Raw genomic sequence first — 21,005 nt, forward strand, 5'->3', positions numbered from 1 at the left:
AAGAAATCCGGCACACAATCGGACGCAAAGAAGAATACCAACTGCGTAAAGAAACCATCGAACGAGTCTTTGGCACGGCCAAGGAACATCACGGGATGCGCTATACACAGTATGTCGGGAAGGCCCGAGTTGCCATGCAGATCGGGCTAACTTTGGCATGCCTGAATATGAAAAAACTGGCAAATCTGCTGTACCGGAAACGAATCCGTTTTGTAGTACCTTCACGTTTTTTCCTATTTTTTCATTTTCCGGCAGCAATATAAAAACCCGATCACAGCTTTGTTTGCTTGTAATCGGGTTTGTCTTCGCTCTGAAAGCCCGCAAGGGCTTTTTATTTTATTGGGGATAAATCATGTTTTCTGGTTGTAGGTTTTCAAGAATCTCGGTGAGAAATTTCTTCGCTTCAAATCGCGCCATGGGAAGATTCATGTCAAGGTAATTTCCACAGTCGCGGGGAGAAGCACCAGGAATATCGTCGTTAAAATCAGCCATGAAAGCGAATAATTCAGTCAATAAAGGAATAATATCCTGAGGGGTAAGTTCCCCCTTCATCAGGAGATAAAAGCCGGTACGACAGCCCATCGGTCCGAAATAAACGATCTTGTCACTAAGAACAGGATCATTTCTTAAAAAGGTTGCCCCTAAGTGTTCCAAAGCGTGGAGCTCAGCGGTGTTGATGACCGGTTCCCGGTTGGGTTCTTTCATGCGAATATCAAAGGTGGTAATGCAGTGATCATCACAATAATCTTTTCGTGAAAGATAGACTCCTCGTAGTAAATCCAGATGATTGATGGTGAAGCTTGCTATTTTATTCATTTTTTATTTTTCCTTTCCGATTAGATAAAGATTAATGGTTTCCAAATAATGAAGGCGGATGTTGTGAGCGGAATAGATCCGCAGGTTCTGATCGAAATCCGCATAAGGGATTGATTTGCGTCCGTCATTTTGGGCACGATCCCAATAGGTTTTTAAGATTTCGAAAGGAAGCAGAAAGGTTTCATCACAGAATTTAAAATGAACAATCAGAAAGGAGAGCCCTTCCTGTTTGTCAAAAGCGTCCATAAATTCGATTTGATGACGGTGAATGTTGGCTATCGGCAACCGTTTCTGATTGGTTTCCTTGGCATCAAAACAGACCGGTATGCCCTGAATGTTTCCCAAATAATCCACCGTGCTTTTTTCTTCAAAATAAGCCAGCTTAATGGTTCCCTTGCCGGGGTCCAGTTCTACCGGTTTAATGGCGGTTGGTATTTTCTGAACCACCGCTAAGCCCTGCTCCAAATAAATTTTATTGGTGATATTTAAATTTTCCTCAAGTTGACTTCCCCGAAGCCCTCTACTGGTCCAGTAGCCCATATCTAAACCGCGGCGTCAAAAGACTCACTGAATCCGAAATTTTTCAGTGATTTCAGAAAAATGTAAGGGAAGGGCGCCTCAAAGGTTTTATTCATGGTTGTCAGAGAAAATTTTGCACTGTGGAGCAGCTGGCTTTTCACGCCAAAATCTTCATACAAACGGCTGTTGATATGACGATTCCCATATTTAGGATCCCCGAGAATGGGGTAACTCATTGCCGAAAGCTGAACCCGTATCTGATGAGAACGGCCGGTCTGTAAGGTGATTTTCAACAAAGAGTAATCGCCGTGACTTTCGATTGTTTCATAGTTTAAAATGGATTTTTTATCCGTAGCCGAAGTCGGCTTTTCAGAAAAAGTAACGGTGTTTTTAACTGGATCTTTTTTTAAGTAACCAATAATCTCACCACATTCTTTTGGATGGCCTAAGATCAAAGTATAGTATATTTTTTGAGTCTGATCTTCTCGAATTGCTTCATTAACCGATTGTAGGGTTTTGTAATTCTTGGGAACGAGAATAATCCCGGTCGTATTTTTATCAAGACGGTTAGCACAGGCTGGAGTGAAGGTAAGATTGACCTTTGGATTGTAATCACCCTTTTTAATAAGATAATCGACGGCATAATCAACAAGCGATAATTCATCGGTTTTGTCCGGCTGGGTGAGAATTCCGGAAGGCTTGTTAAGGACTAAAAGACTGCTGTCTTCATAAATAATATCTAAAGAGGCATCGTTTATTGAAATTTTTTTATTGAGTGTCCGTGATGATCGAAAATTTGAAATGGTTTCCTCAGAAAAATAAATATGAAGCACATCGCCGGTTATAATCTTGGTGGATGGTTCGGATTTTTGGCCATTAAGCTTTATTCTTTTTTTACGCAGCATTTTTTGGAGAAATCCAGTGGATGCCTGGGGCATGAGTTTTTTTAGAAAACGATCTAATCGTTGATTGTTTTCATTCTCAGTAATAATAATTTCTTTCATATATGATCCTTCTATTGTATTTTTGTAATTATTATACCATGGAAACGATCAAAAGAAACAGAGTTTAAACCGCATTAATCAAAGTAATTAAAAAGAGCGCGTCGCATTTTAACTTGATAAGTCATTTTGCGACACACTCAAAAACGGAGAATCATAGTAATTAAGGATACAACCTAGCGTTTATGGCTGCAACCCAAAACATTTTTCATTTTATGAGCAACCATTGCTTTTATGGCAGAACGACCGGGTGCTAAATACTGACGGGGATCAAACCAACCGGGATTTTCAACAAAAACTTTTCGAATAGAAGCAGTCATTGCTAAACGTAAATCGGTATCAATATTTATTTTACACACGCCAGATTTCGCAGCTTTTCTAAGCATTTCTTCTGGAACACCTTGAGCACCGGGAATTTGGCCACCATATTGATTACATAAATCCACGAATTCTTTGGGGACAGAAGAGGCACCATGCAGTACCAGCGGATATCCAGGAAGAAGGTTTGTAATGGTATCAAGTCGTTCAAAATCAAGACGCGGTTCGCTTTTAAATTTAAAAGCACCATGACTTGTACCAATTGTTATGGCCAAAGAATCACAACCGCTTTTTTCAACAAATTCAACCGCTTCATCCGGATCAGTGAATGTTGCATTAGGAGCATTTACAACAATGTCATCTTCAATACCGGCCAGTTTACCCAGCTCGGCTTCTACCACAACGCCGTGATCATGGGCGTAGTCCACTACTTGTTTTGTCAAGGCAATATTTTCTTTAAAGGGATGTTGCGATCCGTCAATCATTACGGAGGTAAAGCCAGTGTCAACGCATGCTTTGCAAATTTCAAAATCGGAACCATGATCCAGATGCAAACAGATATCTAAACCGCTGACTTCAATTGCGGCTTCTACTAGTTTTCTTAAATAAACTGGATTGGCATATTTACGAGCGCCGGCAGATACTTGAAGAATAAGCGGTGCCTGTTCTTCACCAGCGGCTTCAACGATACCCTGGATGATTTCCATGTTATTAACATTGAAAGCACCTACTGCATAACCACCCTCATAAGCTTTTTTAAACATTTCTGTTGATGTTACTAATCCCATTTTCGAAAACCTCCTAAGTGTATTTAAATTATAAGATGTTTGTATTTATGACAATGTCAGTATACTCTATTTTGTAGGAATACTCAAGCTTCGAGCGAAAATTGACAAGAATTTATACTACTTTTACAATTTAAAAATTTGTGAAAATCGATAAAGAGTGCGTTAAAATTATAACAAATATAATTATTTAGAATGCGTCGTGGAAAAGCAAGGCAAGGACAATATTAAAAAAAGTGCCCGATCTTGTTAATTATCAGTAATAATGATAATTAACGCTATCGGGCACTTGATGAGAGCTTGCAGGAGTTTTTAAAAACTAATGTTGTTTAAGAAATCCGGGAAGAGTTTTTAATAATCCTACCAAAATAATGGTGTAAAGTGGAATCAGAAAGATGTTGGTAATAAGTCGAGCAGGGAGCAAAACTGCAACTGCCTGTCCATAAAGAATACTCAAAAACCACGTGTTCAATAAAATTGATGTGACCATTTGTGAAACACTAACGATAAAAAGAATGTGATCGCTTCGATATTCACTATCGAGATTTGATTTCTTTACGACAATAATGGGGAAGACAGCAAATGCAATCATTAAAGCAATAAAGACGACAAAGAAAACCATGTTTAATGGTTCGCCTGCATAATAAACACTACCATTCTCAAAACTAAACACGCCGAAAACAGCAAGAATAATCCCGGATAAAGCAACAAAGATTAAATTAAACCATTCCAGATATTTGGTTTTCTTCTTTCTTAAAAGCATAAAAAGAAGTCCTGGTATAAAGCCAGTAAGACCACTAGCCACGGTAAATCCAATGAAAAATGGACCACCCGGCTTTATGATAAAGCACATGAGGTCGGAGATGATACCGACGGCAAAACCCGCAAAAGGACCTAACAATATGCCGCTGAGCATGATCGGCAAAGCAGTGATATTAAGCCTTAGTGAAGGAAAACCACCGAGAGGGATATACACCTCAAATAAAATCTTCAGCACGATGCTGATGGCAATAAGCAGACCACAATTGACAACAATTCTTGTTCTTGTGGGACTACTAATAAAAGCATTACTTTTCATAAATCCTCCTTCGATTATAAAGTAATGCTTCCGCGCCTACAATCTGCATTGTAACAGCGGAAGCGACAAGATACCGCAATGGTCACATTTCGTTTAAAGGCAACTTCCCATCCTTTAACACTTTACGCATCTTTGTCTACTCTGGTATTAAGTTATGGCCATTCTAACACGGAGAGAAGGATCATTACAAGGATAAATAATTATCAAAAATATTGGGAAAATCTAGAAAACATTGTTAATTTATAGTCAATTGGGTAAATATATTATCATCGTCGTAAATGTTTACAAAATAATAAGCGGTGGAGGGTAAAAAATGAAAAAATTATGGAAATGCAGTGAGTATAATTACATGATGGAATATATTGGAGCACCGGATAATTGTCCCAAATACGGACTGTCTCGAAAAAAAATGATTGAAGCTAGTGATGAAAAAGATCTTGATCAACATCTCACTAATGAGATGAATCAGGAAGGGGCAACATTATCAGATGAAATAATTGAATTGCCAAAAGAAAGAAGTGATATTTATTTAGATCGTTCTGAAGTGGCGGTTTTTCAAAAAGCAGAAGAAATAAGATATATGATTGATAAAATGTCAAAGGCCGAAATGGTAGGATAAGTCTGAAAATAAAAATGATAAAAAGATATTGAATTAGAGTGAAGGTTTGTGTTATGATAGCTTAGTAAGTTTTACTGCTGGCGTGGCACAGATGGTAGCGCAACTGATTCGTAATCAGTAGGTCGGCGGTTCGATTCCGCCCGCTAGCTCCAGTAAAAAATAATATTTAGTTAAAAGAACGGCTTTAATTAGCGGTTCTTTTTTTTATTTTTTGATTTTTGTCTCCACCTAAAGGATGACCGACTGTGAAAAATTAAAAAAAATCTGGCTATTTTCGGCTATTTTACCCCTATTTTTGTCGTACTTATATCCTAATTTTTGTCGCACTTTTTTTACGACATTTTGGATAACCAGTATATTTGCGAAGGACGTCAAGATCATCATTTATATGCTGACTGAAAGCATGGACATGAGTTTAAGAGAAACCGGCTGTTATTGCCAAACAGTGGCTATTCATGTCCGAAACAAAGAACTGCATAGTTTTACCAGGCAAATGAAGCTGGATAAGCCTTCCGATTTAACTAAAGAGATTGCCGAAGCAGCCATTGATCTGTTTGAAAAGAACTATGATTTCAGTTTGGCTATCCGCTCCATGGGCGTCCGGGTTACGGATCTGGTACCGGATTCAATCTCCATACAGTTGGATGTATTTGGCAATGAAGCAATACGGGTGAGACAGGCACGGTTTGATGATGCCGTTGATGGACTAAGGAAGCGTTTCGGCAATCTGGCCGTGCGTCGAGCGGTTACCATTTGTGATCAAATGTCCTGCCTGGACCCAAAAAAAGATCACATTAATCATCCGATCGGATACTTTTAAAGGAGGTGTTATCGAATGGTCATAAAAAAATTTGTACCGGTGATTGCAAGATTTGAAGAAGATGGAATAATTACGCCCCAGAAGGTAATCTGGGAGAATGGACGCGTGTTTGAAATCGATCAGGTTTTAGATATGCGTCCCGGCGTTTCTCTGAAAGCTGGCGGTCAGGGAATGCGTTACCTGTGCCGAATTATGAAAAAAGACGTTTATATATATTATGAGGAACCCAAATGGTTTGTTGAGAGCAAAGAGCGTTAGTTACAGGATTTGTTTCATCATTTGACAATACAGCGCATTAATCTTACAATGAATACAATACCATGAGGGGGAGGTTCATTTGAAAAAGCTGATTATTAAAAAAGAACGGAATTTATTGTTGTACAGCCATGTGATAAACGACTACCCTTTACTCGAAAAAAGGCTCCAAAAACACACTACCATAGATGAGCAGATATTAAAAAAAGAAAATGCCACCGATGAAGAATTAAATATCTATCGAATGCGTAACGATATCGTGACCCAGGCAAAGAATGAATGGCAAATAGATACGGATCGGAATGCATCAGATGTTTTTCGACTGCGGATAAGCAACACTTGGATCGTCTTTTAAAAAATGCAAACGTTTGAAACGACGGGAAGCAATCGAATACATTTTTCCGAGTATTGATTTAAGGATCTACCAGTTAATACGAATACAATGAAGTCTATTTCATCTTTAAAAATGGTTTAATTCGAGAATACTTAAAAGTGGAGATGCCAGGACTGGAAGAAATTGTAAGGGAAACGCTGTATTTCAAAGGGGCTGAAAATAAAAAGATAATTCATGTATTTCTGGTCGAATGTCGAAAGAAACCAGGTAGTGGCACAAGTCGGGCAGATTACCTGTTTATGAAAGAGCAGCGTGAAGTGAATAGTAGAAGATCAGGGTTCTAACAACTTGGATTTTTCTTTAGTTTGTTTCAAAAAAAACAATGTTTAAATGATCTGTGATGATCAGGAGGTAGATATTTGCAAAAATTTGCTATAAATAGCTGGTGGGAATATTCTGGAAATGATAAAGCTATAGGAAATTTAGTCTTTGAAAACAATGAGGCTTATTTTGATGTAAATGGACAAAATAACGGGAGACCCTGTGCTTATTCGACAGTTCATGAAGATATGTATATCAAGGCTCTTATCTCAGGAAGAATTAGTGAAACAGATGAAGTAACAAGATTAAATGTGAGAAGGATATTTAAATCTAATAAAAATATTACATTATTTGAAGACTGCTCAATTATAAACATAAAAGAAGTTGAATTTGAAATTAGAGGTCTATATGCTTGGTTGCAAGTTGATACTTTAAGTGGAAAATGGAGTTATGATAGAACACATTATAACATTGAAGTAAAAAATATCAATGACATTTCTCTTTTAGAAAACGAAGAAAGAGCAATTGATATCATCTTTAAAACACAATTACAAGATCCTTTTCTAAATATATCAACAAAGATAAGCATTGAAAAAAAAACTAAAATAAGAATCATATACTTCAAAGAAGTAGATGATAATCGTGTTTTTGAGGATATTAAGAACGTTTCGAGATTTTTGGGTTTGTTGATGGGGATTTTAGGATACGTAGATAATGTTTCAATGATTGATTCGAACAATCATAATTATCAATGTTATTTTAGCCATGATTTTTCATATGACTTGGAAAATTCTAATTTTAACTTTTTATATGGATATTATAGATTCAATTTTATTGATATACAGAATAGATTAATGATTTTATATGCTAAATGGGATAGTTTTATAAATGAAGATTGTGATATGAGTTTTTTAATTGGCGTATATTTTTTATTAAATAGTAAAAGGGAATATCTAATCGAAGATAAATTTTTGCATTGTTGTAGATTCTTAGAAGGTTACAGTATTCGGAGAAATGAAAATGGAGATGCTGTTTTAAAATCGGATATAAAAAAAGAATTGAAAAGAGTTTTTAATAATACAGATGCTTCAAAAACGATCGCTAATTTAAAAGAATCATTAAAAGCACTAGATATCAATGAAAAATATGCTTTGCCTGTTAAAATTAGTGAAGCAATGACTGAACGTATTTTGAACGGAAATAATCTATCTTTTGGTCAAAGAATTGAAAGTATTGATAATCAATACTCGAATTATTTGACTGAAAATTACAAAAGAATAAGACATCACGACACTAAATGCGAACCGGATTCAGCACCTGAAAAATTAGCATTAATAAAGAAAATAGTTGATACAAGAAATTATTACTCGCACTTTAAAAACAATAATGATGGAATATTGAGTTTGGAAGAAATTATACACACAAGCAATTTATTAAACAAGCTGATCACTAAAATAATTCTGAGTGAAATTGGATTTAATATGGATGAAATGCTGAAAAAAGATTAGTACACACTTGAGATATTAAAAACAATCAACATTCTGAGAAACTAAAAGAATTGTTGAAAAAAAGCTTGGTTATGAAAAGGGCCATGCACAAAAAATACTGACTCTGCTCAACCAGAATTTTACCGTGAAATAATAAAATCGTGTATAGTGTACAGATTTTACTATTAATGATTATTTTATAAACCAGATAATTGATTCAATATGGGGTATGCTTAAAAAGGATCATGAACGGCCGTTTTTGATTCTCTTTGGTTTTGAACTTTACTAATGCAATTTCTGGAGGTATAGAAGTGTCGTAACAAGCGTGATAATCAAAGTGTTATTAATAGAACGCTGGAAGTTTTTGACACTTTTCAAACTGCACTTTTATGATATCACTCCACTTATATTATACCAATTACAGGAGAGAAAATTTATATGGATTCGCATAAAAACCTACTGATAGCAATGGGTTTAGGCATTTCGCAAATGCTTAAAATAATATTAAATAGGAGAGAAACATAATGGAATTAAAATTTGAAGATTTCAATGGTAGATATAATACTTTAAATGGAATCAAAACGATGAATATTAATAGATTAGAATTGTGTCGACATGTTATGCAAGTAGGGTATAATAATCGGCGTAATTTTATTGGAGCATCGTGGTATAAGCACTTACAATTATTTTTTATGGTATGTGCAAATGTTAAAGAAGAAAGCGGAATACTAGTATTAAAAGATGATTATTCTGATCTGGATCCGTCTGAAAAGGTATGTGTATCCTATCAATTAGGTCAAGGATTAACAAAAGCTATGGCAGAAGAGTATTTAAAAATTCCTTGGGTTACGCATTTTAAAACGATGAAAACTATGGGGTGTACATTTAATGTTGGAGGTAAAAAAAAGAAAATTATTGATTCTAACGAAAATAGTGGCAGCGAGCCTGATTTAGTAGGATATGATAAAAATGGCGACATACATCTCTTAGAATCGAAAGGTTCTTCATATAATACCACGGCTGATAAGATAATTCAAAAGGCCATTAACCAAGTTTCTAATATTGTCGACATTACAAATTCAAAGGTTAGATCTAATTTTTCCACACGAAGCGCGTGTATTTTTAATTTTAAAGACAACTTTCATGGGAGAATTATTGATCCTCCTGTTGATGGAAATGATATTAACGAAAAAAAATATTTTGGGCTAATACAGTGTCTATATGATTACTATTGTGACTTTTTCTATGAATATAATAACGGAAAAATAGAAACTAGAAATATATTGGACAGAGAGTGGGAAGGGTGTTATTTTTCCTTCGGAAATGAACAATATTTTTGGGGGATAGATTTATCTTTTCGCAAATTTCTTATGAATCAGATATTCGGAAATTCCGAATTAATAAAAAAAATTACTTCTAGGCCTGAGAAATTAAGTAAATTAGAAGAGTGGAAAGCCTATTATGATGGTGACAAAGAGAAGGAGATATTGGCTTTTTTTAAAAAAAAGGAGATATTGGCTTTTTTCAAAAAAAGGGATACGGATCGAGACCCTAATACTTCGGTAGGACTTGATTTCTTTATATTGCATCAGATTTAATATTATTATGTACATTTTAAAATGAATAATAATAGTTAAGTGTTTTTGACCTATTGAACGGGGTTCTTTTCTATATTAATAGAAGTATCCTTCAAATATAAAGAAAACGGACATTTTTGACACGTCAAAGGCCGTGTTACTGATAATATTAACATTGAACTGTTATTCTGATCTTATAAGCGGGACGTCTGTATTTATTGTACCCGGAAACCGTCACTGAAGTGAGCGCCATGACAAAAGAATAAATCTACTAAATATAACCATTAACGCGGTCACCAACGTTTCGATTACAAAACACTGACAGCTGTATTCTATGAAAATATGGCATTGGCTGCCTAATCATAACGCGAAAGGAGATTTATCTAAAAAATTCTAATTTCGTGTCTTGACAAGCGTGTACATTATAATCAACTATCGCCAGGTTCTTCAAGGAAATCGGCCTGGTGGATGAATTAGGATCCGGAGTCAGAAATATTTATAAGTACAATAAAATTTATTCTAGTGCGGAGCCTGTTTTTATGGAAGGGGATGTTTCAGAACGATTATTCCATTGATCAAGCTACCCCCCAAGCTGAGGTTAAAGAGGAACAGGCTAGAATGAGAGAAATATTAGAATTTTGTAGAATACCTAAAAGCAGACAAGAAATTAAAGATCCGAAAGATTTTAGAAATAGGATCTTAAATCCATTGATTAAAGGGGGACTATTGAAGTTAATCTTGCTGGATAAACCAACAAGTCCAAATCAGAAGTATTACTATTAAAGGATGATAAAGCCTGTGAGATTTTCAAGACACTAAATCATTTTCACACCCGAACGTTACCTCGCGCGCATGTAAAAGTAGGAATAATTTAATTAGAGGGATTAGTCCATGCAGATAATTCATAATTCGACTTTTCAAGTTGCACCGACCGACTCGTTTTCGTTCCCACTTGCCGGGTTGCAAAAATCTGCAAGAAAATGGTAATGGAGCATGAAACGGTTGAGGCTTTCAGCGAGTTCCCATTTTCTACCTTTTAAACATTTGCAACAGCTGTCGACATGTTGTCTGCCTTTAAGTGAATTAGTGATCCGCCGATGTAGCCAAAAATCCGTTACATTCCTACCAATAGGCACTCCTGGTTTTGAGCCATGAATACCTGTGTCTAACCTTTGTTGGAATATGGAAAAGTAATCGTTAAAACATAGGCCACTTAATTAATACTGAAGGTATCGATGTATTTAAAGGTTCCGAAATCAATCCGGGCATGTGCTATTGATTGTGCCAGTGGAAGAAAACCCTCTTTGGATCGCTGCATAATATATTTCATTTTGCGGGCATACTTTTTAACCGTACTCTAACTTCCTTTGAAAGCATGCTCCTTTTGGAGCCTTACATGAATACATGTCATCGTATGTCATCCACCAACCAAAGATCAATGATCGGAATAACATACTTGAGAATTGGGTAATGGTCTGGATTCACATCCGGCAGATAGTGTTCACACCAATCCTCCATATAAGAATATTTTTGGATGGTCTGAAAACTTAAATCCATCCGTCCTTCGAATTCCCGAAAGGATAGCTCTTCATTTTCGAATATATGTTTGATATACTATTTCTAACCTAGGCTGATCATCTTTCTTGGTTACCTTTCTTAGAGACTGGATATCTTTAAAGGTAACTCATTTGATCGGTGTTGACAAATGGCTCTTTGATTCGAAACGAGCCTAATGGGTGCACAATTTTTCAGGGATCTTTTACTTAACTTTTATTGTTGCCAAACAAACCTCAGACCATCAAGAAACATTATATTAGAAGTTGACATAGTATATTGCTTCTTTAAAATAAGATAATTTTAAAGACTTGGAATATAATGGTTTTGTTTATAGTAGTCAGTTAAAAGAACGTCTGAAATGGAGATATTATATGGGAAAGAATGTAGTTCATTTTCTTCAGGCAGAAGCGGGAGATTGTTCTGTCATAGAATTTGACAATAAAGAATGCATAATAATTGATTGCGGATATAAATCAACGTATTATCAAGTATTAAAACCATTGTTGTTAGAATTAAAGAGTAAAGGATGTAGGGTTATTTTGCTGATAATTACGCATATTGACCAAGATCATATAGAAGGTGCTATTGAATTGATTAAAGAAAACGGAGAAGCAGATAACCCAAATATTATTACGATAGATAATGTTTGGTTCAATGGATTTTTTAATACTTTATTTACAAATGAAATTTTTAATAAACGAAAATTACAAGTTATTCAGGATTCACAAAAAAAGAAAATGAGGTTGGTTAAAGGTCAATTGCAGATGCAGAATTATTCATCAGGCGGAAATATTTCTGCTCAACAAAGTATGTGTTTTGAGGAAATTTGTTCATTAAATGGATATAAGCTAAATGCACAGTTTGAAGATAGAATTATCAAGAGAAATTCAGAAAATAGACATGAAGTTAAAAATAGCAAAATTTTATTAGGAGATTGCGTGATTACCGTATTTTCTCCCAATGCAACGCTTGTAAATGGATTGGCACATGAATTTGATAAAGAAATGATTAAAACATTTGGTAGGAATTACTATCTTAGAGAGGATAGTGACTTTGCTAAGATTTTCGAATTAATTATGAAATTATATAATGAACCAGAAAATTATTCTTCTTTTATTTCCGCACCGGGTGTTGATATTACCAAGTGGCTTGGAACATCAAAATTAGCAAGTATGAATCCAGTTAATAAAGCGTCTATTGTTGTAGAGATAGAATATAAGAATTATAGTTTTTTATATACTGGAGATTCAGATAGTGATAATTGGAAAGAATTTTTAAGAGATGAATATGATGTTATAAAGATATCGCATCACGGAACCGTGAAACCAAATAAACAATTAATTGAAAACTCGAAAGCGACGCATATATTAATATCCACTAATGGAATTAGATATGGACATCCTGAGAATGAATTGTTAGCAAGATTAATTTTAAAGAATAATAAAATTTTGCATTTTAATTATGAAGTAGAACAGAAAAAAATATTAAAAAAAGTACAAGAAAAATATGATTTTAATACGACTTATTGCGAAAATAATATTATTTTAGATTGAGGTGAAATTATGGAAAATTATGTTGTAAGAATAAAATCATATATAGGTGATAAATTTATACAAAATGGAACAGGAATATGCATAGACAACAATCTAATTTTAACAGCAAAACATGTAGTTTGTGGTTCCAAAAATAAGGTTATAATAAATGGAAAAGAAATAGATGCAGTAATAGTGGAAGAAAATGATGTAGCAGCAGTGTTACGTCTTGACAAAATGGTAGAAATAGTGAAGATTGCGGATATTTTTACTACAGATGAAATGTTTGATGAAAATAGTATTTGGAATGTAAATGGATATATAACAACAGAACTTTTGAATCATTCCATGAGAGGTAATGGAATCATGTTAGCAGATTCAGAAGAGGAGTATTGGGATTATTATCTTGCTACTACTGCGATAGGGAAATCTCGTGATTATTCTGGATTATCAGGTTCACCAGTTTTTTGTAATAATAGGATAGTAGGAATTTTGCAAATGCAGACAACTAATAGTAACGGTGAATTAGGAGTTAGGATGTCTTCGGTAAGGATGTTTAGGGAGCTTTTGGAAAGTAAAAATATTAAAGAAAACCATTGCAAGATAATCCTAAAAAAAGCATGTTGTGAGTTTACTATTGCACAAGTAGATAAAAATGTAAAAAGTTACAAATATATTCCGGATATATTTGTTGAAGAGAAAGATTATAAAGAATCTTTACGTTATTTTGTAGATCCCATGCTTTTCTTGAAAAAGTCCATAAAGGAAGTAAAAGGAATAAATTTTACTACTTATAATTATTTACTCAATAAAAATCAAGATAAAACAATTGATTTTAGTCAGTTTGATGAAAATATCAATCCGAAACAATTTGATGAAATATATGATGCCTTTTTAAGTGAAATAAATTATGTAACAGAACAGATTGTGGGATTAGAGAAAAATACTCCATCAGGAAAATATGATTTGTGTGAATATTATGAGAAAAGACAGAAATATTTTAATAATTCAATGAAGTATTTTTTATCTGCTATAAAAGATAATTTAAAATATATGAATAAAAGATTTCTTTTATTAACAAAAGATGCAGGGCAGGGGAAAACAAATTTTCTGTGTGATTTTACAAGTAATTTTTTGATTAAAAAGAAATATTTTGTGTTGTATTATAATGCGAATGATTTCAGAGAAGATCCTAAAAATATAATAAAGGAGCAGTTGCGAAATATGGCAACTGAATATTCTTTAGAATATGTAATGAAAATGTTAAAAAGTGAGTGGAAAAAAACTAGAAGACCGTTTGTAATAGTAATCGATGGATTAAATGAGAATACGTCAATTAATGAGTTCGGTATGTGCATGAGAGACTTTCTGGAGAAATCTAAAAAGTATCCATTTGTAAAGGTCATAATGACTACACGAAATGAGTTTTTAGAGGAGCGGTTTTCACCAATAAAAGAAGGTCTTTATTCAGAATTATTTGAGCATGTTAATATGTGGGATAGAAATGATACTTTTAAAGAAAGAATATTCTATGGATATTTGTCTTTTTTTGATATTACATTTAGAAAAAATACACTTACAAATAGATCTTATGATAAATTAACGAGTGATATCTTATTATTAAGGTTCTTTTGCGAGGTAAATACAGGAAAGAGACAGATATATTTATATGATGTGTACAAGTATGATGTATTTAGTCAATATCTTGAAATGAAAGCGGTTGAATATAATGACGGAAATTTTGTGATTAATCACAAGGACAGTATCTATTCATTACTAGATAAAATATCAGAATATATGATAAATAAAAAAGAATTTTTTAAAGTTCCTTCTACAATTTTTGATATTGCTGAGCAAGGGATATTGGCAAAAATGTTGAGCAATGAGGTTATTTTTAAAGACGAGGAGATTATTAAAGAGGGAATGTTAGAAAGAAAAGGAGTAATAATTAGCTTTACATTTGATGAATTTAGGGATTTTTGTATTACAGAATATATTCTTAAAAATTATTCTGATATAAATAAATTCATTAAATTTTGGAAAGATATGAATGATGAGAATTTCACAATTAGAGAGGGTGTGTCAAAATATAGCTTCTATTTAGCTAGAACTATGTCACAGTCTGAGTTACTATCAATAATTGAAACATTGCCAGAATATGAAGATATGTATTGGAACTTTATTTGGGGATTAGAGGATAAGTATTTATCAAAAGAAGATATGGAAAATTGGAAAGTAGAAGTTTTTAAGGGAGGAAAATATGATAAGAAAATAGTACATGATTTGATAATGAAATATGATTGTGAATATTTTCGGAATATAAACATAATGACTTTGTTTGACATCTTAGATGAAATTGCAATGGATTCTGGGAAATATATGAAATTTATAAAAAAAATGTTTGATACTTATTATAAATCAAACAATTGCTACTCTAATGAAAAACATAAGTCTGTGTTACCGTTTAATTATTTATTGGGAAATCTTGAAGAATATGTAGATTCAGATACTTGGAATATAAATCATTATTTATGCTATAAGTTAACGATTTATTTAATGGAACTAAAAAATTGGCAAACAATTGAATTGTGGAAAAAACTTTATGATACATCTCCACGAATTGTAATAAGAATACTTTCAGAAATGAATAATCATTCAAGTAGCAATTTAAATGGAAATGTAAAAGAAATATTGCTGTATCTTGACAAGGTAGGTAAAAATGATAAGTATGATAGTCAAATTAAACAACTATATGATGCAAATACCTTTTGTGCAGATATCAATATTAACTTTGATGAGATTTTTAATATTATATTAGGTGAATAAGAAATGGAAATAATTAAGTTGCAAGATAGATATTATTGTGTTGTTAATGAAGAGTTTACATATGACCAACTTGAAAGTAGATTTATTGAAAAATCAAAAACGAGAAAAGGCTCTTTTGCGGATGGATATTTAAAAAAAATATTTAAAGATATGTTTAATTATGCCAAAGATTTAAAGAAAGAATATTTGGAATATTATAGTGAGGAATATGATAACTTTAGGAATTTTTTATATCAAAAAGAATTGTTAGACTATTATGAAATTGAAAGCTTAGAAATTGATGACAAGCAAACGCTATTGAGACTACAAATAGATTTAAATAATTATAACATGAGAACGTTGCTTGAGTATGAAGACGATACTTTTGAAATTTTAAATCAGATTATGGAGGATATTAAAGAGTGAAAGTAAGAGGAGATTTTGTGACGAATAGTTCATCGACCTCGTTTATTGTTTCAATTAAAGATGAATTTAATGAAAATAATTTTATAAAAGGAATTGGTATCGAAGGTGAATCTGCAATAAACAAAATATTTAAAGATTTATTTGATGCAATTAATGATAATAAGGCAGAAATCCATGATTATATAAAAAATTTTAGAAAAAGTTCAATAGGAATTTCGGGTTTTTTAGAAGAAGAAGGTTTTGATCAAGAGACAATAAGTTTAGTAGAAAAACTCATCCGTGATGATAGAAAAGTATATTATGGAAAAATTAGTTCTGATGGTAGCTCTGCTTCCGAAGCCTATTTTTGTATGGAAAGCTTTTTAGTTTGTGATGATGATATATATTTTAACGGGAAAATTGGTGGTTGGTAGTGGGAAAATGTTTGCTAAGAAATTGTAAGGAAAGTAATTATTTTTTATGCTTTGATAGAGATGAAGGTAAATTTATAAGACGAGGAACAAATGGAGAAAATCCATTCTGGAATGTTATTGGTCCAGAGCTATTAGATATTTCAATTACAAATTTTTGTGAAAGAGAATGTGATTTTTGCTATCGCGCATCAAATAGACATGGAAAATTTATGTCATTGAAGGATTATGAATATATTATTGAACAAGCTGAAAATATTGGAGTCCTACAAGTTGCATTAGGTGGTGGAAATCCAAATCAGCATCCAGCATTTATAAAGATTCTGGAATTGACACGAAAACATTGGATTATTCCTTCATATACAACAAATGGGCAAGGAATGTCTGAGGAAATATATTTTGCCACAAAGAAATATTGTGGTGCAATTGCAGTAAGTTGGTATCCTCCATATAATGATGCAATGAATGTTATTGAAAAATGTCATGAATTTGGAATCAAAGTAAATATACATTTTATGTTAAATAAGGAAACTATAAATGAAGCAATAGATTTATTGGAGAATCATCATATTGACATTTTAAAAAATACAAATGCAATTGTTTTTCTTAACTATAAACCCATACATACATCAAGTGATCTAAATCTAAAATTTTCTGAAAATATTGATAAATTTCTAAATAGTATTAAAAAAGTTAGAGAATTTAAAATTGGTTTTGATAGTTGCATGATTTCATATTTGGCACCAATAACGGAATACTTTATTGATGAAACGGTTGAGTTTTGTGATGCAGGAAGATTTTCAGCATTTATTTCTGAAGATTTAATATTATATCCATGTTCGTTTTACAATGATACGAAAAAGACAGGAATAGATTTAAATATACATAGTTTACAAGCAGGATGGCAAGGTGGAACCGAATTTACTAAATTAAGAGAAAAGTTAAGTGTAGCAAGTAAACAAGAATATCCTATTGAACTATGTGAAAGATGCCAAAAATATCAAATATGTCATGGCGGATGTCAAGTATTTGATATTAATAGGTGTGAGAGGTGAAAAGTAATGGATGATGAAGAATATTGGGGAAAAGTTTCGCTTAGTGATGCTAGAAAAAGAAATTTACTATTTTCCATTGTTAAGGGGAATCTCTTAAATAGTTTCAGCGTTACCAATGAATACAATATAAAGGAAATTAAGGAGTGTTTTTATTTTAAGAAAAAAGATATTGCTTATTACTTTGATTGTTTTTTTATAGAAAAAAAACCTGGAAAATATTGCTTAACTCAAGATGTACAAAAGGAAGTAACGAATATAATTGATGAGCATAACGAAGTTCGAGATAAAACAGAAGATGCTAAGATGATTTTTATTAAGACATTTGGAAGATTTCGTGATGAGTGTGAAAGACACTCAGATTATAATTTTAAAAAATTTGATCAAATTTATCAAATAATACAGCCAATTATCCTAATACTGCATTGGGGCATATTACCAATAATAAATAAGTATTTAATGGTTAACAGTCAAAGTATTCCGGAAGATGATGTTTTAAAGTTTTATGATCATTATCACATGCTAGAAGCAATACTTAGTGAAATTAATGGAGAGGGTGAAGTTATGAGTTTACAAGGAGATAATAACCTTGAACAAGAAATGAGGTTTTCAGTATTCTCTAGAAGGTGGGGTCATAAAGATAACTATAGAATAAAAAGAACTATTGATGGTTGGAATGTTTCACATAATTCAATTTGTGGAGATTGCAAGAAAAATGGTGAAGGTGCATTATTTGACAATTTGCATCATGATTTAATTTTTTTTCCAGAAGATGGGGTGAAGCAGGCCCTTGAAGTATTATGGCAAGAAGCTGATGAAATGGAAATGGGGTTAGAAGAATTACAAGATAAATTGGACCAAATTGGAAATTGGATTAGTAAGGTTGAAAAAAATCTAGGCGAAACACAACCAGAGTGGGTTAAATATTATTAAAATGTAGGAGGTGCCGATGGATTAAAATGAATTTATTGTTTGTTTGCGAATGAAATAAATATCGAAAAAGACTTTCAATTGGTAGAATGAATTCTTACTTAATTTGAGGAAGGAACATTCTATACGAGAATTGAAAAAACTGATAAGAAACAAAAAATGGTTATCTTTTCGTTTATACTGCTGGTTTAGAAAACGGTATTTATTAACAACCTAGCAAAAAGCTTCCGGAGGTCTCCTGTTATGTTATTTATGGGGTATTCGTTGTTGTGAGAGAACTTGAATTTCATCTAATCTTAATATAATGCTAAAGTTGTGATGGAGTATAAAATAGTTGGATGGTGATTACTCTTCATTCAATGGGTGGGTATGCAGTGGTACAATGAAGTGTTTGTCGTGGGGGATGTATTCATGAACTTAAAACAGTCCAATGCATTTACATTCATACTAATAATGGCTATAATATTAGTATGAAAGGAAGTGAAATTGTGAAACGATACAAACAGCTAGACAAATTGATTGCCGATCATGACGGCATTGTTCAAACTTCGCAGGTTGTTGCCGAAGGAATTTCTAAACCTGTTTTTTATGATTATGTCAAAGAGAAAAAACTGGAGCAGGTGGCACATGGTGTCTATACTTCAGCGGATGCATGGACAGATTCGCTTTACCTGATCCATATTCGAAGTAAGCAAGCCATCTTTTCCCATGAAACCGCTTTATTTCTACACGATTTGACGGTTCGGGAGCCAGCACCGTATTCGATTACGGTCAAGACTGGTTATAATCCCACCCGCTTAAAAAACGATGGAATCCAGGTTTATACGGTTAAGCCGGAGCTCTATCCAGTGGGCCGCACATCCGCACAGACGCCTTTTGGGCATACGGTCCCGGTTTATGATATGGAGAGAACCATCTGTGATTTGATCCGTAGTCGAAAAGGAATTGAAATCCAAACCTTTCAAGATGCAATAAAGCAATATGTCGGGCGTAAAGATAAAAATCTGCGAACACTGATGCAGTATGCATCCCTGTTTCGGGTTGAAAAAATCTTGAGACAATATCTGGAGGTACTGTTATGATTAAGACATCAAAACAATTGAAGGATTTGATCCGAAATCTTTCAAAAAAGAAAGCAGCGGATGCTCAGATGCTGATGCGTCATTATATGATGGAACGCTTTCTGGAGCGAATTTCTATTTCTGAATATAAAGATAAATTCATTTTGAAGGGGGGGATTCTGGTGACGGCAATGATCGGATTGAATGCACGATCGACGATGGATTTGGATGCTACGTTAAAAGATATCGATGTGAATGCTGAAGACGTTGAGCAAATTATTGTTTCGATTGCATCAGTTCCCTTAGATGATGGTATATCTTTCCGTATCAAAAGCATTAGTGAGATAATGGATGAAGCCGAGTATCCGGGAATCCGGGTTAATATGGAGACAAAATTTGATGGCGTGATCATACCGTTTAAGGTCGATATTTCCACAGGGGATATCATTACTCCCAAAGAAGTTCGTTTTCAACTAAAGCTGATGTTGGAAGAACGTGCGATTGATATATGGGCTTACAACCTGGAGACGATTCTGGCCGAAAAGTTGGAAACCATTATTTCTCGTAACACCACTAATACACGCATGAGAGATTTTTATGACATCCATAGTCTGCTTCAATTGTATGGCGAAAACCTGAATCCTGCAGTTTTCAATGATGCACTGATGGCAACTGCAAACAAGCGTGGTACGGTGCATTACTTAAAAGATATGCCGATGATCGTTGATGAAGTGGAAAATAGCGAGGTCATGGTAAATCTTTGGATGGCTTATCAAAAGAAGTTTTCTTATGCAGCTGATATTACCTGGGGGACAATCATGGAATCCGTCCGAATTTGTATGCGATTGATAGGAGTACAGGACGGACATGCAGTTATTTAATAATGTACTGCAACTCTATTTTTAATTAATTTGCATATTTATTTTGGCAACAAGTGTCTTACATAAAGGATGACGGCCCCTATGTGTTAGCAAGTGGAAAAAAGAGTAAAACGTGTCGTAATAATGTCGTATATCATATATGAATGTCTGTAATATAACGTTTACCTACTGCTTCGTAATCAGTAGGTCGGCGGTTCGATTCCGCCCGCTAGCTCCAGTAAAAAATAATATTTAGTTAAAAGAACGGCTTTATTACTATTTCAGTACGACTTTCTTACATTCATTTTGGAAAGACCCCCAGCAAAGTTAAGTCCAATAAATCCAATATTCAGTGTTATGCCTGTGAATCTTACTCTCTTTATTAAACGTTTTATGCTCATAACGCATCCCTCCTTTATCACTTCAACTGGGTTTGGCTGGT

21 protein-coding genes, 1 tRNA gene, 1 pseudogene and 1 riboswitch are annotated in these 21,005 nt (G+C 33.5%); of the genes and pseudogenes, 17 read left to right on the forward strand and 6 right to left on the reverse strand.

The genetic code is table 11. From position 1 onward, the window contains the following. Positions 1-191, forward strand: a pseudogene (locus FZC40_RS15165) (transposase); the annotation flags it as partial. 145 nt (positions 192-336) lie between these two features. Here FZC40_RS15165 and FZC40_RS15170 read toward each other — a convergent pair. The 5 genes from FZC40_RS15170 to FZC40_RS15190 form a co-directional block, all read right to left on the reverse strand. After that, the gene (locus FZC40_RS15170) at positions 337-816 is read right to left on the reverse strand and encodes an S-ribosylhomocysteine lyase (RefSeq protein ID WP_148605871.1); all 480 of its coding nucleotides are present in this window, start codon (positions 814-816) and stop codon (positions 337-339) included. Positions 817-819: 3 nt separating this feature from the next. Continuing rightward, positions 820-1,356 carry a Holliday junction resolvase RecU gene (locus tag FZC40_RS15175; RefSeq protein WP_148605873.1) on the reverse strand — a complete coding sequence of 179 codons (537 nt, stop codon included), beginning with the start codon at positions 1,354-1,356 and terminating at the stop codon, positions 820-822. Between the two features lie 2 nt (positions 1,357-1,358). Next, positions 1,359-2,339, reverse strand: coding sequence for an RluA family pseudouridine synthase (locus FZC40_RS15180; RefSeq protein ID WP_148605875.1), 981 nt, complete (start codon positions 2,337-2,339; stop codon positions 1,359-1,361). A 173-nt stretch (positions 2,340-2,512) separates the two neighbouring features. Beyond that, a complete protein-coding gene (gene fba, locus FZC40_RS15185; protein WP_148605877.1) occupies positions 2,513-3,442 on the reverse strand; it encodes a class II fructose-1,6-bisphosphate aldolase in 930 nt (309 codons plus the stop codon). Positions 3,443-3,758: 316 nt separating this feature from the next. Then, entirely contained in the window at positions 3,759-4,517 is a 759-nt protein-coding gene (locus tag FZC40_RS15190) for a folate family ECF transporter S component (RefSeq protein WP_148605880.1), read from the reverse strand. A gap of 52 nt (positions 4,518-4,569) precedes the next feature. Next, positions 4,570-4,663, reverse strand: a riboswitch (THF riboswitch). 167 nt (positions 4,664-4,830) lie between these two features. Here FZC40_RS15190 and FZC40_RS15195 point away from each other — a divergent pair. The 8 genes from FZC40_RS15195 (at position 4,831) to FZC40_RS15235 (ending at position 10,713) form a co-directional block, all read left to right on the forward strand. Next, on the forward strand, positions 4,831-5,136 hold the full coding sequence (locus FZC40_RS15195; protein WP_148605881.1) for a rubredoxin: 306 nt from the start codon (positions 4,831-4,833) through the stop codon (positions 5,134-5,136). 76 nt (positions 5,137-5,212) lie between these two features. Continuing rightward, positions 5,213-5,288: transfer RNA gene (locus FZC40_RS15200), tRNA-Thr, on the forward strand. Between the two features lie 83 nt (positions 5,289-5,371). Continuing rightward, the gene (locus FZC40_RS15205) at positions 5,372-5,956 is read left to right on the forward strand and encodes a DinB/UmuC family translesion DNA polymerase (protein WP_279233350.1); all 585 of its coding nucleotides are present in this window, start codon (positions 5,372-5,374) and stop codon (positions 5,954-5,956) included. Between the two features lie 15 nt (positions 5,957-5,971). Beyond that, on the forward strand, positions 5,972-6,214 hold the full coding sequence (locus tag FZC40_RS15210) for a hypothetical protein (RefSeq protein ID WP_148605883.1): 243 nt from the start codon (positions 5,972-5,974) through the stop codon (positions 6,212-6,214). Between the two features lie 79 nt (positions 6,215-6,293). Then, positions 6,294-6,566: a hypothetical protein gene (locus tag FZC40_RS15215; RefSeq protein WP_148605885.1), complete on the forward strand. Its 273-nt coding sequence runs from the start codon at positions 6,294-6,296 to the stop codon at positions 6,564-6,566. Positions 6,567-6,964: 398 nt separating this feature from the next. Then, the gene (locus tag FZC40_RS15225; protein WP_148605890.1) at positions 6,965-8,374 is read left to right on the forward strand and encodes a HEPN domain-containing protein; all 1,410 of its coding nucleotides are present in this window, start codon (positions 6,965-6,967) and stop codon (positions 8,372-8,374) included. 503 nt (positions 8,375-8,877) lie between these two features. Next, positions 8,878-9,951, forward strand: a complete 1,074-nt coding sequence (locus FZC40_RS15230) for a hypothetical protein (protein WP_148605892.1) — start codon at positions 8,878-8,880, stop codon at positions 9,949-9,951. Positions 9,952-10,479: 528 nt separating this feature from the next. After that, positions 10,480-10,713: a Fic family protein gene (locus FZC40_RS15235; RefSeq protein ID WP_148605894.1), complete on the forward strand. Its 234-nt coding sequence runs from the start codon at positions 10,480-10,482 to the stop codon at positions 10,711-10,713. 624 nt (positions 10,714-11,337) lie between these two features. Here the strand turns inward: FZC40_RS15235 and FZC40_RS17210 are convergent. After that, entirely contained in the window at positions 11,338-11,487 is a 150-nt protein-coding gene (locus FZC40_RS17210) for a hypothetical protein (RefSeq protein WP_186843876.1), read from the reverse strand. Between the two features lie 371 nt (positions 11,488-11,858). On the opposite strand from FZC40_RS17210, the gene FZC40_RS15240 reads away from it, so the two are divergent. The 8 genes from FZC40_RS15240 (at position 11,859) to FZC40_RS15275 (ending at position 20,584) form a co-directional block, all read left to right on the forward strand. Beyond that, positions 11,859-13,040 carry a ComEC/Rec2 family competence protein gene (locus tag FZC40_RS15240; protein WP_148605896.1) on the forward strand — a complete coding sequence of 394 codons (1,182 nt, stop codon included), beginning with the start codon at positions 11,859-11,861 and terminating at the stop codon, positions 13,038-13,040. A gap of 9 nt (positions 13,041-13,049) precedes the next feature. Further along, positions 13,050-15,845, forward strand: a complete 2,796-nt coding sequence (locus FZC40_RS15245) for a serine protease (RefSeq protein ID WP_148605899.1) — start codon at positions 13,050-13,052, stop codon at positions 15,843-15,845. Positions 15,846-15,848: 3 nt separating this feature from the next. After that, entirely contained in the window at positions 15,849-16,250 is a 402-nt protein-coding gene (locus FZC40_RS15250) for a hypothetical protein (protein ID WP_148605901.1), read from the forward strand. Further along, positions 16,247-16,663, forward strand: coding sequence for a hypothetical protein (locus tag FZC40_RS15255; RefSeq protein ID WP_148605903.1), 417 nt, complete (start codon positions 16,247-16,249; stop codon positions 16,661-16,663). Before FZC40_RS15250 ends, FZC40_RS15255 begins: the two co-directional genes overlap by 4 nt. After that, a complete protein-coding gene (locus tag FZC40_RS15260) occupies positions 16,663-17,715 on the forward strand; it encodes a radical SAM protein (RefSeq protein WP_148605905.1) in 1,053 nt (350 codons plus the stop codon). The genes FZC40_RS15255 and FZC40_RS15260 overlap by 1 nt, the downstream gene beginning before the upstream one ends. A 6-nt stretch (positions 17,716-17,721) precedes the next feature. Then, entirely contained in the window at positions 17,722-18,645 is a 924-nt protein-coding gene (locus FZC40_RS15265; RefSeq protein WP_148605907.1) for a hypothetical protein, read from the forward strand. A 467-nt stretch (positions 18,646-19,112) separates the two neighbouring features. Next, positions 19,113-19,724 carry a type IV toxin-antitoxin system AbiEi family antitoxin domain-containing protein gene (locus tag FZC40_RS15270; protein ID WP_148605909.1) on the forward strand — a complete coding sequence of 204 codons (612 nt, stop codon included), beginning with the start codon at positions 19,113-19,115 and terminating at the stop codon, positions 19,722-19,724. Continuing rightward, positions 19,721-20,584, forward strand: coding sequence for a nucleotidyl transferase AbiEii/AbiGii toxin family protein (locus tag FZC40_RS15275; RefSeq protein WP_148605911.1), 864 nt, complete (start codon positions 19,721-19,723; stop codon positions 20,582-20,584). The genes FZC40_RS15270 and FZC40_RS15275 overlap by 4 nt, the downstream gene beginning before the upstream one ends. The last annotated feature ends 421 nt before the right edge of the window (positions 20,585-21,005 follow it).

Source organism: Acetobacterium tundrae, from assembly GCF_008086615.1.
Taxonomy (GTDB): domain Bacteria; phylum Bacillota; class Clostridia; order Eubacteriales; family Eubacteriaceae; genus Acetobacterium; species Acetobacterium tundrae.

Coding starts and splice junctions, on each gene's coding strand:
- FZC40_RS15270 (WP_148605909.1), top strand. CDS start 19,113: ATGAAAGGAAGTGAAATTGTGAAACGATACAAACAGCTAGACAAATTG.
- FZC40_RS15240 (WP_148605896.1), top strand. CDS start 11,859: ATGGGAAAGAATGTAGTTCATTTTCTTCAGGCAGAAGCGGGAGATTGT.
- fba (WP_148605877.1), bottom strand. CDS start 3,442: ATGGGATTAGTAACATCAACAGAAATGTTTAAAAAAGCTTATGAGGGT.
- FZC40_RS15190 (WP_148605880.1), bottom strand. CDS start 4,517: ATGAAAAGTAATGCTTTTATTAGTAGTCCCACAAGAACAAGAATTGTT.
- FZC40_RS15265 (WP_148605907.1), top strand. CDS start 17,722: ATGGATGATGAAGAATATTGGGGAAAAGTTTCGCTTAGTGATGCTAGA.
- FZC40_RS15210 (WP_148605883.1), top strand. CDS start 5,972: ATGGTCATAAAAAAATTTGTACCGGTGATTGCAAGATTTGAAGAAGAT.
- FZC40_RS15205 (WP_279233350.1), top strand. CDS start 5,372: ATGACCGACTGTGAAAAATTAAAAAAAATCTGGCTATTTTCGGCTATT.
- FZC40_RS15175 (WP_148605873.1), bottom strand. CDS start 1,356: ATGGGCTACTGGACCAGTAGAGGGCTTCGGGGAAGTCAACTTGAGGAA.
- FZC40_RS17210 (WP_186843876.1), bottom strand. CDS start 11,487: ATGGATTTAAGTTTTCAGACCATCCAAAAATATTCTTATATGGAGGAT.
- FZC40_RS15250 (WP_148605901.1), top strand. CDS start 15,849: ATGGAAATAATTAAGTTGCAAGATAGATATTATTGTGTTGTTAATGAA.
- FZC40_RS15275 (WP_148605911.1), top strand. CDS start 19,721: ATGATTAAGACATCAAAACAATTGAAGGATTTGATCCGAAATCTTTCA.
- FZC40_RS15235 (WP_148605894.1), top strand. CDS start 10,480: ATGTTTCAGAACGATTATTCCATTGATCAAGCTACCCCCCAAGCTGAG.
- FZC40_RS15230 (WP_148605892.1), top strand. CDS start 8,878: ATGGAATTAAAATTTGAAGATTTCAATGGTAGATATAATACTTTAAAT.
- FZC40_RS15245 (WP_148605899.1), top strand. CDS start 13,050: ATGGAAAATTATGTTGTAAGAATAAAATCATATATAGGTGATAAATTT.
- FZC40_RS15195 (WP_148605881.1), top strand. CDS start 4,831: ATGAAAAAATTATGGAAATGCAGTGAGTATAATTACATGATGGAATAT.
- FZC40_RS15170 (WP_148605871.1), bottom strand. CDS start 816: ATGAATAAAATAGCAAGCTTCACCATCAATCATCTGGATTTACTACGA.
- FZC40_RS15180 (WP_148605875.1), bottom strand. CDS start 2,339: ATGAAAGAAATTATTATTACTGAGAATGAAAACAATCAACGATTAGAT.